The organism is Streptococcus pluranimalium, assembly GCF_047785705.1.
In the GTDB taxonomy this organism is placed as follows: domain Bacteria; phylum Bacillota; class Bacilli; order Lactobacillales; family Streptococcaceae; genus Streptococcus; species Streptococcus pluranimalium_A.
The window spans coordinates 1-16,599 of sequence record NZ_JBLOJV010000011.1 but is presented as its reverse complement, the minus strand read 5'-3'; the positions used below and the strand labels follow the sequence as shown (position 1 = coordinate 16,599).

At 42.1% G+C, this 16,599-nt stretch carries 13 protein-coding genes; 5 read left to right on the top strand and 8 right to left on the bottom strand.

The window, feature by feature from the left end; genetic code table 11:
• Window positions 1–90 precede the first annotated feature (90 nt).
• Both ptsP and ACMZ6Z_RS04375 read right to left on the bottom strand, forming a co-directional pair.
• A complete protein-coding gene (gene ptsP, locus ACMZ6Z_RS04380; protein ID WP_416131390.1) occupies window positions 91–1,818 on the bottom strand; it encodes a phosphoenolpyruvate--protein phosphotransferase in 1,728 nt (575 codons plus the stop codon).
• Between the two features lie 4 nt (window positions 1,819–1,822).
• A complete protein-coding gene (locus ACMZ6Z_RS04375; RefSeq protein WP_003064009.1) occupies window positions 1,823–2,086 on the bottom strand; it encodes a phosphocarrier protein HPr in 264 nt (87 codons plus the stop codon).
• A 369-nt stretch (window positions 2,087–2,455) separates the two neighbouring features.
• On the opposite strand from ACMZ6Z_RS04375, the gene nrdH reads away from it, so the two are divergent.
• From nrdH to nrdF, 3 genes are all read left to right on the top strand, one after another.
• On the top strand, window positions 2,456–2,695 hold the full coding sequence (nrdH, locus tag ACMZ6Z_RS04370) for a glutaredoxin-like protein NrdH (protein ID WP_416131389.1): 240 nt from the start codon (window positions 2,456–2,458) through the stop codon (window positions 2,693–2,695).
• A gap of 70 nt (window positions 2,696–2,765) precedes the next feature.
• Window positions 2,766–4,928, top strand: a complete 2,163-nt coding sequence (gene nrdE / locus ACMZ6Z_RS04365; protein ID WP_416131388.1) for a class 1b ribonucleoside-diphosphate reductase subunit alpha — start codon at window positions 2,766–2,768, stop codon at window positions 4,926–4,928.
• Between the two features lie 325 nt (window positions 4,929–5,253).
• The gene (gene nrdF, locus ACMZ6Z_RS04360; RefSeq protein ID WP_416131387.1) at window positions 5,254–6,219 is read left to right on the top strand and encodes a class 1b ribonucleoside-diphosphate reductase subunit beta; all 966 of its coding nucleotides are present in this window, start codon (window positions 5,254–5,256) and stop codon (window positions 6,217–6,219) included.
• 95 nt (window positions 6,220–6,314) lie between these two features.
• On the opposite strand, the gene asnS is transcribed toward nrdF, so the two are convergent.
• The 3 genes from asnS to ACMZ6Z_RS04345 all read right to left on the bottom strand — a co-directional run bounded on the left by asnS (window position 6,315) and on the right by ACMZ6Z_RS04345 (window position 11,455).
• Window positions 6,315–7,661 carry an asparagine--tRNA ligase gene (asnS, locus tag ACMZ6Z_RS04355; protein WP_416131386.1) on the bottom strand — a complete coding sequence of 449 codons (1,347 nt, stop codon included), beginning with the start codon at window positions 7,659–7,661 and terminating at the stop codon, window positions 6,315–6,317.
• 120 nt (window positions 7,662–7,781) lie between these two features.
• Window positions 7,782–8,966, bottom strand: a complete 1,185-nt coding sequence (locus ACMZ6Z_RS04350; RefSeq protein WP_416131385.1) for a pyridoxal phosphate-dependent aminotransferase — start codon at window positions 8,964–8,966, stop codon at window positions 7,782–7,784.
• Between the two features lie 41 nt (window positions 8,967–9,007).
• Complete coding sequence (locus ACMZ6Z_RS04345) at window positions 9,008–11,455, bottom strand: bifunctional DnaQ family exonuclease/ATP-dependent helicase (protein WP_416131384.1); 2,448 nt, start codon at window positions 11,453–11,455, stop codon at window positions 9,008–9,010.
• Window positions 11,456–11,600: 145 nt separating this feature from the next.
• On the opposite strand from ACMZ6Z_RS04345, the gene ACMZ6Z_RS04340 reads away from it, so the two are divergent.
• Window positions 11,601–12,236, top strand: a complete 636-nt coding sequence (locus ACMZ6Z_RS04340; RefSeq protein WP_416131383.1) for an MBL fold metallo-hydrolase — start codon at window positions 11,601–11,603, stop codon at window positions 12,234–12,236.
• Window positions 12,237–12,406: 170 nt separating this feature from the next.
• Here ACMZ6Z_RS04340 and ftsX read toward each other — a convergent pair whose 3' ends face one another.
• The 3 genes from ftsX to prfB all read right to left on the bottom strand — a co-directional run bounded on the left by ftsX (window position 12,407) and on the right by prfB (window position 15,494).
• Window positions 12,407–13,339 carry a permease-like cell division protein FtsX gene (gene ftsX / locus ACMZ6Z_RS04335; protein WP_416131382.1) on the bottom strand — a complete coding sequence of 311 codons (933 nt, stop codon included), beginning with the start codon at window positions 13,337–13,339 and terminating at the stop codon, window positions 12,407–12,409.
• On the bottom strand, window positions 13,332–14,024 hold the full coding sequence (gene ftsE / locus ACMZ6Z_RS04330; protein WP_416131381.1) for a cell division ATP-binding protein FtsE: 693 nt from the start codon (window positions 14,022–14,024) through the stop codon (window positions 13,332–13,334). Before ftsE ends, ftsX begins: the two co-directional genes overlap by 8 nt.
• Window positions 14,025–14,398: 374 nt before the next feature.
• A protein-coding gene (gene prfB, locus ACMZ6Z_RS04325) for a peptide chain release factor 2 (RefSeq protein WP_416131380.1) occupies window positions 14,399–15,494 on the bottom strand; the annotation gives its coding sequence in 2 pieces (ribosomal slippage) (window positions 14,399–15,421 and window positions 15,423–15,494; 1,095 coding nt in all).
• 220 nt (window positions 15,495–15,714) lie between these two features.
• On the opposite strand from prfB, the gene ACMZ6Z_RS04320 reads away from it, so the two are divergent.
• Window positions 15,715–16,572, top strand: a complete 858-nt coding sequence (locus ACMZ6Z_RS04320; RefSeq protein ID WP_416131379.1) for a metallophosphoesterase — start codon at window positions 15,715–15,717, stop codon at window positions 16,570–16,572.
• Window positions 16,573–16,599: the final 27 nt, after the last annotated feature.

Below are 16,599 nucleotides of genomic sequence, written 5' to 3'. Positions count from 1 at the left end.
AAGTTGGCATTCATTTTTGTTTTCTTTACCTTCATTCAACAAATAGGATTGAGTAAAATTAAAAAGAGGTTTCCCTCTTTTTAATTGATGCTATGATAAATAATCTTTTTGAAGAGCTAGCACTTCTTCAGCAGTCGAACACTCTGTGAGGGCACGGTTAGCGTATTCTTGCATTTTAGCCGTGTCAAGTGTCTTCATCAAATTACGGGTACGTAGTACTGATGTTGCTGACATTGAAAACTCATCTAGCCCCATTCCGACAAGAAGTGGCACTGCTTGTTGATCACCAGCCATCTCACCACACATTCCTGCCCATTTGCCTTCGGCATGAGCTGCCTTAATCACATTGTTGATTAAGCGAAGAATAGATGGATTGTAAGGTTGGTAAAGATAAGAAACCTGCTCATTCATACGGTCTGCTGCCATGGTGTACTGAATCAAATCGTTGGTACCGATCGAGAAGAAATCTACCTCTTTCGCAAATTGATCCGCAAGCATGGCTGCAGCTGGAATCTCAATCATAATCCCAACTTGGATATCATCAGCGACTGCTACACCTTCAGCAAGCAAATTAGCCTTCTCTTCATCGAAGACTGCTTTTGCAGCACGGAATTCTTTCAAAAGAGCAACCATTGGGAACATGATCCGCAGTTGACCATGAACTGACGCACGAAGAAGAGCACGAATTTGTGTACGGAACATTTGATCGCCAGTCTCTGAAATCGAGATACGAAGCGCACGGTAACCAAGGAATGGATTCATTTCATGTGGCAGGTCAAAGTATGGTAATTCTTTATCCCCACCGATATCCATGGTACGAACCACAACTGGCTTGCCATTCATTCCCTCAAGAACAGCCTTATAAGCCTCATATTGCTCATCTTCTGTCGGGAAGTCCTGAGAATCCATGTACAAGAACTCTGTACGGTAAAGTCCAACAGCCTCAGCACCATTATCATTGACACCTTCAACATCTTTAGGTGTTCCAATGTTGGCAGCCAACTCAAAGTGCTTGCCATCAGCCGTCACTGTTTTGGCATCTTTAAGAAGAGCCCATTCAGCTTTTTGTTTAGCGTAGGCATCACCAGCTGCTTTAAATGCCTCAATAGCTTCTTGGCTTGGGTTAATGATGACCTCACCAGTAATACCATTGACAGCTAAAAGATCGCCATCTTTAACCACTTCGGTAATGTTGTTTGTTCCAAGAACTGCGGCAATTTCAAGTGTGCGAGCCATGATAGCTGAGTGACTCGTACGTCCCCCAATGTTAGTGACAAAAGCTTTTACAAAATGTTTATCAAGCTGAGCCGTGTCAGACGGTGTCAAGTCATGAGCAATGACGATTGACTCTTCGTTAATCGTCGCTGGGTTTGGTAGCTTAACACCAAGAAGGTGGGCAAGCACACGCTTGGCAACGTCACGGATATCAGCTGCACGTTCTTGCATGTAAGGATTGTCTTCCATCCCTTCAAAAAGGGCCACAAACATGTCTGTCACTTCTTTCAATCCAGCTTCTGCATTGACTTGCTTAGCACGAATTGTTTCTTTAATCTGTCCAATCATTTCAGGGTCAGACAGAACCATTAAATGAGCATCAAAAACAGACGCCGCTTCTTCGCCTAGGGTATCTACGGCTTTTTCACGGATAACAGAAAGCTCGTCTTGAGACGCCGCTAGAGCTGCATCCAGACGAGCTTCCTCTGCACTTGTATTTAAAACTGGAACCGTTTCAAATGACAAATCCGGTTGAACCAATAGATATGCCTTAGCAACAGCAACACCATCAGAGGCTGCAATTCCTTTTAGCATTTCAGTCATTTTCTTATGCCAATCCTTCTTTTGTCATTGTTTCTTCGATTGCTGCAAGAGCATCGTCAGCGTCCGCACCTTCAGCAGAGATTGTAACGTCCGCACCTTGACCAACACCAAGACTCATCACACCCATGATTGATTTAAGGTTAACTGCTTTACCTTTGTAATCAAGAGTAATGTCTGATGCAAACTTGCTCGCTGTTTGAACAAGCAAGGTTGCAGGACGCGCGTGAATACCTGTTTCTGCTACAATGTGAAAATCTTTAGAAGCCATGATGGTTCTCCTTTTTTCTCTAATAAATTTATTGAGTTATCTATGATAACCCTTACAATCTCTGATTATAACACAAGCCAATTATTTTTTCAAGATTTTACAAATGCGATTATCAAAGTAGGCAGAATCATTTCTAAAATCTCACTGTTTTAACAGTAAAAAAGTATTTAATGTGCATGTGCCAAAACCTAATCTGTTTTCAAAACATTCGGTTTTAAGCTATGTTCATCAAAAACCTCCATTAACACAATATATTGGGGTTGTCTGAGGTTGAAATATCTATATTTTGTGTTTTGCTCTAAAAAACTGTTGCTTTTTTGACTAATTTTGGGTATGCTATTGAGGTACTTCAAAAAAGGAGAAGATGACATGAGTAAGATTACTATTTTTTCAAAAAACAACTGTATGCAATGTCAAATGGCTAAAAAATTTTTAGAGAAAGAAGGTCTCTCTTTCCAAGAAATCAACATTGATGAAAATCCTGAACATATCGAATACGTTAAAAGCCTAGGTTTTTCAGCCGCACCTGTCATCCAAGCTGGTAATGTTGTCTTCTCTGGTTTCCAGCCAGCTAAACTTCGAGAAATCGTTGCCTTAGCCCAAGAATAATCAGTTCTGACGTTTTAGATGTTAAAAAAACGGTATCACATCGTCAAATAGTAAAAAGGAATCGTATCACATGAGTCTTAAAGATCTAGAAAATATTACCTATTTCCGTTTAAATAATGAAATTAACCGTCCCGTTGATGGGCAAATTCCTTTGCATAAGGATCAGGAAGCGTTAGAAGCCTTCTTTGAAGAGAATGTTAAGCCTAACATGATGCCTTTTGCCTCCATAACAGAGAAAATCGCATATCTCATCGACAATGACTATATCGAGAAATCCTTCATCAACAAATATCGTCCCGAATTTATTGAAGCATTGGCGCAAGAATTGGCCAATGAACAGTTTCAATTTAAGTCATTTATGGCTGCTTATAAATTTCACCAACAGTATGCCCTCAAAACCAATGATGGTGACTCTTACCTTGAGGGGATAGAAGACCGTGTTCTTTTTAACGCCCTCTACTTCGCTGATGGCAACGAAGAACTAGCACGTGACTTGGCTAGAGAAATGATCAACCAACGTTACCAACCTGCAACACCGTCATTTTTAAACGCTGGCCGTAGCCGTCGTGGGGAGTTGGTATCTTGTTTCTTGATTCAAGTGACAGATGATATGAACTCAATCGGTCGTTCGATCAACTCTGCTCTTCAACTCTCACGTATCGGTGGTGGGGTTGGAATTTCCCTCTCTAACCTTCGTGAAGCTGGAGCTCCTATCAAAGGTTTTGCTGGGGCTGCATCTGGTGTGGTGCCTGTGATGAAACTCTTTGAAGATAGTTTTTCATACTCCAACCAGCTAGGACAACGTCAAGGTGCTGGTGTCGTTTATCTCAACGTCTTCCATCCAGACATCATTGCCTTTTTGTCAACGAAAAAAGAAAATGCCGATGAAAAAGTGCGGGTTAAAACCTTATCACTTGGTGTGACTGTTCCAGATAAATTCTACGAACTGGCTCGCCAAAATGAAGACATGTATCTCTTTAGTCCATATAGTGTCGAAAAAGAGTATGGTATGCCCTTCAATTATATCGATATTACTGAAAAATACGACGAACTCGTTGCCAATCCTAAGATTACTAAAACCAAAATCAAAGCTCGTGATTTGGAGACTGAAATTTCAAAATTACAGCAAGAATCTGGCTACCCCTATATCATCAATAGTGACACTGCTAATCGCTCAAATCCTATTGATGGTAAAATCATCATGTCAAACTTGTGTTCCGAGATTCTTCAGGTGCAAAAACCCAGTTTGATTGACGATGGTCAAAACTATCTCACAATGGGCACCGATATCTCCTGTAACCTTGGCTCAACTAACGTCGTAAACATGATGACATCACCTGATTTTGGTCGCTCCATCAAAGCCATGACCCGTGCACTGACTTTTGTGACAGATTCATCCAGCATTGAGGCCGTTCCTTCTATCAAAAACGGCAATGACCAAGCCCATACTTTTGGTCTTGGCGCTATGGGACTCCATTCATTCCTCGCACAGCAACACATCGAATACGGTAGCCCAGAGTCTATCGAGTTCACTGACATTTACTTTATGCTCCTCAACTATTGGACACTTGTAGCCTCTAACGAGATTGCGCGTGAGCGTCAGACTACTTTTGTTGGTTTTAAACAATCCAAATATGCTGATGGCAGTTACTTTGATAAGTATGTTTCTGGTCAGTTTGTGCCGAAGTCAAATCTTGTCAAAGACCTCTTCAAAGACCACTTCATCCCTCAAGCAGAAGATTGGGAAGCTTTACGGCAAGCGGTCATGGCTGATGGACTTTACCACCAAAACCGCCTAGCTGTGGCACCAAATGGTTCTATCTCTTATATCAATGACGTCTCTGCTTCGATCCATCCGATTACACAACGTATCGAGGAGCGTCAAGAGAAAAAAATCGGTAAAATCTACTACCCTGCGGCTGGTTTGTCAACAGATACTATCCCATACTACACCTCAGCTTATGATATGGATATGCGTAAAGTGATTGATGTTTATGCTGCCGCTACTGAGCATGTGGATCAAGGCTTGTCATTGACCCTTTTCATGCGCAGTGAGATCCCAGCTGGACTCTACGAATGGAAAGGGTCTAACACCAAGCAAACCACTCGTGACTTATCTATTTTACGCCATTACGCCTTTAATAAGGGCATCAAATCCATCTACTACATTCGTACCTACACTGATGATGGAGACGAAGTGGGCGCTAATCAATGTGAATCTTGTGTGATTTAACACAGTATATCTCAGAGATACCATAGTCTACATCAAGAGATAAATGATTTCAGCTAGTTATTGCTGACCAAATAACCTTATGCTATAGCGATAAAGACGACGCCAAAAGAAAAGCATCAAGCTGATTGTTATTCCAACTAAAAAAGTGGCATAAGGACTTGAGAGACAGCGCAAGACAAACCAAATAAAGCATCACTCTCAGTAGTTTGAACCTTGATGATATCGGCTTTTTCTGCTCTAGTAGCATCTCATCTTACCTCCTATCACCTACAATAGCAAAAATACACTTAAAAACATTACCAATCTTGTCACATAAGGAGTTTTCATGTCACCAATTACTTATTATGAAGCTATCAACTGGAATGCTATCGAGGATCTTATTGACAAGTCTACTTGGGAGAAATTAACTGAGCAATTTTGGCTCGATACGCGTATCCCACTATCCAATGATTTGGATGATTGGCGTAAACTTTCTGACCAAGAAAAAGACCTTGTCGGTAAGGTTTTTGGCGGGCTTACCCTACTTGATACCCTCCAATCCGAAACTGGCGTCGAGGCCATTCGTGCTGATGTTCGTACCCCCCATGAAGAGGCCGTCCTCAATAACATCCAGTTTATGGAATCTGTCCATGCCAAATCTTATTCGTCAATCTTTTCAACCTTAAACACCAAAAAAGAAATTGAAGATATTTTCGAGTGGACGAATACCAATCCTTACCTCCAACGTAAGGCTGAAATCATCAATGACATCTACAAGAAAGGTGATGCGCTTCAGAAAAAAGTGGCTTCTACCTTCTTAGAAACCTTCCTCTTCTACTCTGGTTTCTTTACCCCTTTATATTATTTAGGGAATAATAAACTGGCTAACGTTGCTGAAATCATTAAATTGATTATCCGTGATGAGTCTGTTCATGGCACTTACATTGGTTATAAATTCCAATTAGGGTTTAACGAATTGCCAGAAGACCAGCAAGAAACCTTACGTGAGTGGATGTATGATTTGCTCTATACCCTTTATGAAAATGAAGAAAAATACACTCAAACCCTCTATGATGGTGTTGGCTGGACCGAGGACGTGATGGTTTTCCTACGTTACAATGCCAATAAGGCTCTCATGAACCTCGGGCAAGATCCGCTCTTTCCAGATACCGCAAATGATGTTAACCCTATTATCATGAATGGTATTTCAACAGGGACTTCTAACCACGACTTCTTCAGTCAGGTTGGGAATGGCTACCTCCTTGGTAGCGTTGAAGCCATGCGGGATGAAGACTACCAAGTGGGAGTCTGATAATCATTTTGAATCAATGAAAAAGCTAGGCAACATTTTTGTACCTAGCTTTTTTGCGATCAACTCCTGTCGTTGAAATCAAAGTATTTTTTTGTTTAAGGTTTGATGCGGTGTAACATGCGTGGGAAGGGAATGGCTTCTCGGATATGCTTTGTTCCAGCTACAAAAGTAACCATCCGCTCAATACCGATACCAAAGCCGCCATGTGGAACAGAACCGTATTTACGTAAGTCAAGGTAAAAGTCATAGTCTGACTTGTCCATACCAAGCTCGTCCATCTTGGCAACGAGAGCATCATAGTCATCTTCACGCATAGAGCCTCCTATGATTTCTCCGTAGCCTTCTGGGGCTAATAAATCAGCACACAAGACACGTTCTGGATTGCCAGGAACTGGTTTCATGTAAAAGGCCTTAAAGCTAGCAGGGTAGTTAACCACAAAGGTCGGCACACCAAAGTAATTTGAAATCCAGGTTTCGTGTGGTGATCCAAAGTCATCTCCGTGCTCTAGGTGTTCGTAATCGGTGTCCTCATCAGCTTCATGCTCTTGAAGTAGCGAAATGGCATCATCATAAGACACGCGTTTGAAAGGCTCAGCGATATAGCGTTTGAGAGCATCAATGTCACGCTCAAGTGTCTCCAGTGCTTGCGGCGCACGATCAATCACGCCTTGGATAAGGGCTTTGACATAGGCTTCTTGAAGATCGAGTGATTCTTCGTGACTGAGAAAGGCATACTCAGCATCCATCATCCAAAACTCTGTCAAATGACGACGTGTTTTGGATTTTTCAGCACGAAAAACCGGACCAAAGTCAAAGACACGTCCCAAAGCCATGGCACCAGCCTCGAGGTAGAGCTGACCTGACTGGCTAAGAAAAGCTGGTTGACCAAAGTAGTCTGTTTCAAAAAGTTCGGTAGAGTCTTCTGCTGCATTGCCTGAGAGAATCGGGCTATCGAACTTGATGAAACCATTTTGATCAAAAAAGTCGTAGGTAGCGTAAATAATCGCATTACGCACTTGTTGAACAGCCTGTTGCTTACGAGACCGTAGCCAGAGATGACGATTGTCCATCAAGAAATCCGTGCCATGCTCTTTGGGAGTTATGGGATAATCCTTGGACTCGCCAATGACCTCGATAGCTGTAATATCAAGCTCATAGCCAAATTTAGAACGCTTGTCTTCTTTGACAATGCCTGTCACATAGATAGACGTTTCTTGGCTTAGACGTTTAATGGTCTCAAATTGTTCAGTTCCTTTTTCTTCACCAAATGTTTCTAAAAAATGAGGTTTAAAGGCAACACCTTGGAAAAAGCCTGTGCCATCTCGTAATTGTAAAAAGGCAATTTTACCCTTACCAGATTTATTGGCAACCCAGGCACCTATGGTTACTTCTTTGCCAACATACTTGCTGACTTGGTTGATTGTGATTAGTTTTCTTGACATTATGTTACTTGTTTAATCCTTTCTTAAAGGTGGTAAGACTAGCAAAAAGCAAGAGCCTTACTTTTAATCTTTCTCACCACTTCTTCTTGTTTTAATTCGTTTGACTAACAACATCCTTTTTTAGGATGGTTCAGACATGTAAACACTAAGGCGATTTACAGCCTCTTTTAAGGTTTCTAAATCAGAAGCATAACTCATACGCACACTGTAGGGTGCTCCAAAGCCAGTACCAGTCACCAAGGCGACCCCTGCTTTTTCCAAAATAGCATTGGTAAAGGCTGTCACATCGTCAAAACCTTTCATTGCCATAGCTTCCTTGACATTTGGGAAGAAATAAAAGGCTCCTTGAGGTTTGGCTAAGCTAAAGCCTGGTATAGCCTTGAGTAAGGGATAGATGGTATTGAGGCGATGTTCAAAAGCGTGACGCATTTCCTCAACAGCATCTTGCTGTCCTGTTAGTGCCTCAATGGCAGCATACTGGGCAACTGTTGTTAAATTAGATGTGGTTTGACCTAAAATCTTTGACATCCCTTTGATAATATCAGCATTACCAACTGCAAAACCAACACGCCATCCGGTCATCGAGTAGGCTTTGGCCACACCATTGATAACCGTTGTCTGCTCCCTAAGGGCATCAGACAAGGTCGAGATCGGAACGAAGGTATTGCCATTATAGACCAAGCGACCGTAAATATCATCAGATAAAATCAAAATATCATGCTCTAAAGCCCAAGCACCAATGGCTAGTAATTCCTCCTTGGTATAAACCATACCTGTCGGATTGGATGGAGAGTTTAGTATGAGAACCTTGGTTTTATCTGTTCTGACTGCCTCTAGTTGATCTGGAATAACCTTGAAATCATTTGCTTCTTTGGCTGCGACAAAGACTGGGAGACCTTCTGCCAAAACCACTTGATCCGCATAGGAAACCCAATACGGCGTCGGAATGATAACCTCATCTAAGGGATTGAGCACAGCCATAAAATAGGCATACAGCACAAACTTTGCCCCTGTCGCTGCTAAAACCTGATCACGAGTGACCTCATAGCCGTAAAAGGTTTTCATATAAGTCACGATAGCCTCTTTGAGCTCTGGTAAGCCACTGGCTTGAGTGTAGAAACTAACCTGATTCTTTTCAATAGCTTCTATAGCTTTTTGGCTAATATGAGTTGGTGTTTGAAAATCGGGCTGACCCAGCGTCAAATCCAAAATATCATGCCCTTGTTCTCTCAACTCCTTAGCACGCGCACTGGATGCCAAGGTGACACTTTCTTGCATCTTTATGATACGATTCGATAGTTTCATCTTTCCCCCTACTGTTACATCATCTCTACCAATACCATCTATTATAACAAAAAATCAAGAACATCTGACATGATTTTATCTCTTTTTTCAAAGGCAATCAAATGACTTTGCCCAAGAAGGTCTATGCTGGATTGACCATAAGATTTTTCCAAAAAACGAGGATCTAATATAATCACCGCAGAACGTTGCTCGTCTCGTCTTCTGGCACGACCAAAAGCCTGCTTTAGTCGCATCATCATCAGAGGTAAGGTATAGGAGATAAAAGGATTTTGCCCTTTTTCGATCAAATGTCTGGTCATTTTTTGATGCAAAAAATCTTGTGGGCTAGCAAAAGGTAAGCGGGTGATGACTAAAAGCAAGCGGTCATGACTGGTGAAATCAACCCCCTCCCAAAAACTCCCTGTCCCAAGCAATACTGGCGTTTTCTCAGTTTCAAATCGGCGTTTGAGCTGATGACTGGTTCCAGTCTTACCTTGTGCCAGATGAGATAGACCCGCCTCTTCTAAGTGTTTAGAAACCTCTTCCAAGGAGGCCTTAGAGGTAAACAATACCAAGGTAGGCAGATTAAGCTGACTGAGCTGATAGATCTTCTTGGCCAAGGCACGATGGTACGAATCACTAGGAAGGGCTGGTGACACCCCTTCTTGATCGATCCACATGGCTTGCTGATGATGATTGTCATCCTCAATCATGGTTTCTTGATAATGTTCAAAGCCTAGAAGCGCTGGTAATGACACCTGAGGACTAATCTCTAGAGTTGCTGATACCAATGTTATTTTTTGGCGCTCTGGTAAAAGCGTTTGAAAGTTCAAGAGCAGCTGACTAGCCCCCTTAAGAAGATGAACGGACCGCCCACCCTCATAGCGACTGTCTAGCCAAACCGTATCGTAGCGCCTATGAGCGAGTTTGTTTAGACCTGCTAGCTCAGGTAGGTTTAACTCTAGAATATCACCTTTAATTTTCTGCCACTTGTCATTGGCAATTAGGATTTCTTGAGATGTCTCTTTTTGAGTCACTAGATGACCTAACTCAAACTGCAGACTCTCTATCAAACGCCTTGCCAAAACAGACTCTGTCGCTCTTAACAACTCGGTTAAGGTCATCAGGACTTCTAAGAGATTAACCTGGGTATGGGAAAAATCCTCAAGACTCAAGAAAAATTGCTGGGCTTCATCAATCACCAAATGAGCATCCTTAACAAAACTTGGAGCATCGCTTAAACGATTGAGCAAATAAGCATGATTCGTGATCACCAGACGACTAGCAATCGCTCCTTGGTAGGCCCTCTTCCAAAAATCACAAATCTCAAAAGGAGAGTTTTGAGGCAAGTTGCCATCGTGTTTGAGGCTATCAAAGTACCATTGTAGGCGTTGTTGTTGCTTGATGGCATTGAGGTCTCCATCTGTCGTTTCCAAAAGCCATACCAACAACTGCATCTTGTAACGATTCAACAGACGATTATCATCTTCTTGCTCTAAGGACGCTTTAAAAGCATCCAACTTTAAATAATTAGCCGGTCCTTTTAGAGTCTGATAAGACGTGCCAAAAACCTGATGCAGTCTCTGGACTTCTTGGCTCACCATTTGATCCTGTAATAACTTGGTCGAAACAGAAACCACAACTTTCTTTTGATCAGCATCAGCCAAGAGCGAAACTAAGTAGCCATAGGTTTTACCAAGACCTGCTGGTGCTTGGATAAAATGGGCATGATGCTCTTTTTGGAGCATGGCTTGAGCGAATTTCTCTTGTTTAGGGCGACTGTCTAATCCCAACAATGCCATATTCGTTGCAAACCTTTGAGAATACTTTTTCTCTGGTATCTCTGACTGAGGTTTTCTAAGCAAGATGCCAGCCACCTCCTGATAGGTCCTATGGTCAAAATCTTTATCTAAAGATACCTCATCAATGAGAAGCCTAGACTCAAAGAGCAAATGATCCGCATAAGTCTTGATGTGTTCTAGGGTCAAGCTAGGCAGATTAGCTATCTTCTCACGAATTTTCAAGAAAAGCTGAGCAGTCGCTTCTGCATCCGCAATAGCCGTATGAGCATCTGTTAGGGGAATGTCTAAGGCCTTGGCTAAATCCCCCAAAGCATATCTTTCCATGGTCGGAAAAAAGACTTGAGCTAGCTCAACGGTATCAACTCTTGGGATTCGTAAATCGTAGCCCTCCATGAAAAGCTGCTCTGACAAGAGATTGGCATCAAAAGTGACATTATGCGCCACAAAAACACAGTCACAAATAAGCTCATAAATCTCACGAGCCACCTGTGAAAAATCAGGAGCTTTCGCTAGTTGCTGATCGGTAATTCCTGTTAGCTGGATGATGTGTTCTGACAAGGGTTCATGAGGATTGACATCCGTTTGATAGGTTTTGATAAGGCTATCACCTTGGATAATCACAATCCCCACCTGAATAATCTGAGCCATGACACTAGCACTGGTTGCTTCCACATCAATCACGGCATATTTTTGCTTGAATTTGACCATAATACTTAGAATTATATCAAAAAAAGTTCCTCTTTGGGACTGTTCTGAGTTATCAATCACAAAATAGCTCAGTTTGATAGAGAAAACTGTCAATCAGCAATCGTTAACGATAGGCTCAAGCTCACTTTTTTGATATACTATTACCATGAAAACACATAAAATTGTCAACACCGTCGCTGGTGAAAACACCTACTTATTAGAATCGCAAACAAGTCTTTTGATCATTGATCCAGGTAGTGACTGGGAAAAAATCAAAAAACGCATCGATCACCTCAATAAGCGTGTTTTGGCTATTTTGCTGACCCACACCCACTATGATCATATTTTGAGTGTCGAAGCTGTTCGCAAGTATTTTCAGCAGCCACCTCTTTATGTTTCAAAGCAAGAGGCAAGCTGGTTGCAGTCACCTAAAGATAATCTCTCAGGCCTCCCTAGACATGATGATATGGAAGATGTTGTTGTAGCTCCTGCTGAACATCTCTTTGAGCCTCATCAGACGTACCAGATCAGAGACTTTACCTTTAGCGTTGTTCCGACACCTGGACACTCTTTTGGCAGTGTTTCTTTCATCTTTAGAGAGGAAGAAGTGATTTACTCAGGCGACGCTCTTTTTAAGGAAAATATCGGTCGTACTGATTTGCCCACAGGAAACGCTGATGATCTCATCTCTAGCATCCAGCAAGAACTCTTTACACAACCCGATCACTTTACCGTCCATCCAGGTCACGGTCAAAGTACCAGTATCGCTCACGAAAAAGAAGCCAATCCCTACTTTCAGTGAGATATAATAAAAATTAACAAAAACGTATCCTATCAAGGAGGTTAAACACCTGATAGGATACGTTTTTTCTATTGATTAGGATATTCGGGTCAACTTCTTTATGATCTAAGAACCTTTAACAAGTCCTGCTAGATTGATTTAACAAGTTGATGCTGATAGGTAGCTAGCTGTTAAACTTTTAAGAAACGCCTCATGGATAAGACTGATCCTAACGACCCAATAACAACCCCCATAGTCACCATAGCAACCAGACCAACCGGAATCGCAAAGTCAGGCGCGTACAGGCTTAGGTTCTGCTGTGTCAATCCTTTCATGAGGTAATTGTAGGCAATCGTATAGAGATAAGCTAGTAAAGCTGCTGGTAAGACAGAGCCAAGTAAGCCAATCCAAATTCCTTCAAAAAAGAAAGGACCTCGAATGTAAGAATTTTTAGCACCAACCAAACGCATAATCTCAATATCACGACCACGCGAAAAAATCGTGACACGAATCGTGTTGGAAATCAGTAGAATGGCAATCAAAATCAAAATACCAGTCCCCAAAAATCCCCATAAACGCACAACCTTAGAGAGTTTGAAGATACGGTCTGTTTCTGCCCCACCATACTCCACAGAGTCAATACCACTAAGACGTTCTGCAGCACGAGTCACTTTTTTGACATCTTCTGGTGAGTTTGTCTTGACGTAATAAATATCATACAGTGGGCTGGCACCCTCATCAAAAACCTCTGAGAAAGCGTCTCCTGATTTTTCTTTGAGTTGCTCCAGCTGCTCATCCTTACTCGAATAAGTGATTGACTTAACCCCTTCAATGGTTTTGAGTTGGTCGTAAACCTTATGGTAGTCTTCATTGGCTACCTTTTTTCCTGACTGATCAATGACCATCTCTTGAGCATCTGTTGAGTCTACATTTAGAAAAACATTGACTTGAATATTGTCTTCAATCCCAGAAGCCAAACGCTCGGTATTTAGCAAAACACCAGCAAACAAGCCAACTAAAATTAAGGTGAAAGACACCATCGACATAGCAGCCACTGTCATCCAACCATTACGTATCAGGCTCTTGATGGATGCCCAAAAGTGCCTAAAGAAATATCTAATCATGGTAGCTATACTCTCCTTCTTCCTCATCACGAACAATCTTGCCACCTTCAATGGTAATGACACGGTGACGCATTTGATTAACAATCTGTACATTGTGCGTTGCCATCAAAATCGTTGTACCTTGTAGATTGATACGCTCCAACAATCGCATGATATCCATGGTAATCTCTGGATCGAGATTACCTGTCGGCTCATCAGCAATCAATACTTTTGGGTTATTAACAATCGCACGCGCTATCGCAACACGCTGCTGCTCCCCTCCTGATAACTGCTTAGGAAAAGAGCGCGCCTTATGTTTAAGCCCGACCAGATCCAAAACTTCTGTGACACGATTTTTGATGTGCTTACGCTTTTCACCAATCACTTCCATAGCAAAAGCAACATTTTCATAAACGGTTTTACGCTCTAGTAACTTGTAGTCCTGAAAAACAACACCGATAGAGCGACGGAGCATAGGTACTTGACGTTTTTTGATTTTGGCCAAGTCAAATCCTCCGATAGTCAAGGAGCCCTCAGAGATTTTTTCCTCACGGTACAAGAGTTTGATAAAGGTTGACTTACCAGCACCAGAAGGACCTACAATGTAGACAAATTCCCCTTGATTGACCGACACACTCACATGACGTAAAGCAGTCGTTGAACGACGATATTTCTTAGAAACATCCTTAAATGTAATTAAAGCCATAATAAAATAAGATGCAAAAGCCCATCATTAGGCGACTGAATATTAGGAAACCAGAAAAAATGTCCCAGACACAAACTGATTTCTCCAAACGCCAAACCCAAAGGCTGTGCACAATTCCTTTCGTAAGATACAAGGTGACAGTTCGACTTGTCGAAAACTTCCGATGAAAAATAGGAAAACAGACGATGACTTGCAAAGTCATGGAGGGTTTATCTTTTTCGAGGGAAGTTAGTCCCTTGTTCATTTTCTAAAAGATACTAAGAGCGTTAAAAGCTGACGCAAAATAGGAGCCTCATGAGCAAGGCAATCTTTTTTCGCTAGTTGTTAGCTCTTGTTCCATTGTCTTGAACCAGTATCCTTGTTCATTTTTATCACTAATCCATACGCCATTTGAGATAGGCATCGATAAAGCCTTCAATGTCGCCATCCATGACCTTATCCACTTGAGCAACCTCAAAGTTGGTCCGATGATCCTTGACCATGGTGTAAGGCGTAAAGACATAAGAGCGAATCTGACTGCCCCAGGTGATTTCTTTCTTATCCCCCTTTAGGGCGTCCACTTCCTCTGCCTTCTTTTCTTGCTCCAGCTGATAGAGCTTGGCTTGTAGCATTTTCATAGCACGATCGCGGTTTCCATATTGAGTACGATCAGCCGTTGAGGCAACCACGATACCCGTCGGGGTATGGGTCAAACGTACTCCTGTTGAGACCTTGTTGACATTCTGACCACCAGCTCCGCCCGATCGAAAGGTATCCATCTTGATGTCATCATCACGAATCTCAACGTCAATGGTATCATCCAACTCAGGCATGACTTCTACCGAAGTAAAGGAAGTATGTCGACGCTTTGCCGAGTCAAATGGAGAAATACGCACCAAGCGATGAACCCCCATTTCAGACTTCAAGAAGCCGTAGGCATTGGGACCTTCAAAAGCAAGCGTTACCGACTTAATCCCCGCCTCATCACCTGCTTGATAATCCAGCGTTTCTACCTTGTAGCCCTTGGCATTACCAAAGCGAGTATACATGCGAAAGAGCATCTCTGCCCAATCTTGTGCCTCAGTTCCACCAGAACCTGGATGGATCTCCATGATGGCATTATTACTATCATAAGGCTCAGACAAGAGAAGGGTCATCTCATAGCTAGCCATGATCTTATCGAGCTTTTCAAGATTGGCTTCCAACTCTTCTTGAACCGCCTCATCCTCCTCTAGCATCTCTAAGTAAAGCTCGGTCTCCTCAGACAACTCCTCCATATTGTGGAAAGTGTCATAAGTTTGTTTGAGCTCATTCAACTCTTGCGATGTTTTTTGAGCAACCATATTATCATTCCAAAAGTCTGGCTCAGTCATTCGGTTTTCAAGCAGTGCAATGTCCTCTTCCAAACGTTCTAAGTCAAAGAGACCTCCTGAAGCTAGTCAACTTCTCTTTATTTGCTACTATTTTTTGGCGTATTTCAGCGATTTCCATCATAAACTCCTTATTCTTTAATAACCTTATCCATTCTAGCACAAAGCCCTTAAAATTACTATTACTGGCAAATCAGACCCAAAAAACAAATCCTATCTCACTGCTTTAACTGGTGACTCAAAAGCCTTTTACCTTATTTTAAGCCAAAATCATGTTGATAGCAAGTCAAGACTATGACAAGTTTGTGTCAAATCAAGACAAAAAAAGGTACAATAATCTTATGACCAAATTAGCTTTTATGAGTGACCTCCACATCGACCTAAACGCCTTCACAGACTTTGAGATCAAGACCCTCATTAACCTGCTCAAGGAAGAAAAGATCGACCACCTCCACATCGCCGGTGACATCTCCAATCACTATCACACCATCTCCTTACCCTTCTTAGAAACCCTCCAAAAGCATCTCCCCGTCACCTATCATCTGGGCAATCATGATATGTTAGATTTGACAGAAACAGAGATTAGCGATTTAGACTTCAAGATCCATAAGATTGAGGACACCTCTTTTTTAGCCTTTCACGGCTGGTATGATTACAGTTTTTACCCTCAAAAAACCAAGACGCAAAACCTGGCTTTCAAAGAGCGATTTTGGTTTGATAGACGCCTAAACAGAGGGCAGTCAGATCAGAGTATCTTAGAAAACACCCTAGACCAGCTTGATCACATCTTAACTCAAGAGCCAACCCTCAAATTCCTAACCTTACATTTTGTGCCTCATCAAAACTTTCTCATGACACATCCCACCTTTCGCCCTTTCAATGCCTTTTTAGGGAGTCAGCGATTTCACGACCTTTTTGTCAGGCATCAAGTAAGCGATGTTGTCTTTGGACATGCTCATCGCTCCTATGGCACACAAACCATTGATGGCGTGAGGTATCACTCACGACCGCTTGGTTACCGCCGCGAGTGGGATTTGACCATCACCTACGTTAATCAACACCCCCAATACAATCCAACAGGAACATGGAACCTCTCCAAACGCTACAATCGCATCAAACACTTGCCCGATTTTCAAACCTACTATCACCAACACCTCAAAGCAGAATTTCAAAAATCCCTAACCATTATCAACTGCTAAAACCAATTGAGGTTAAAAATGATCTCA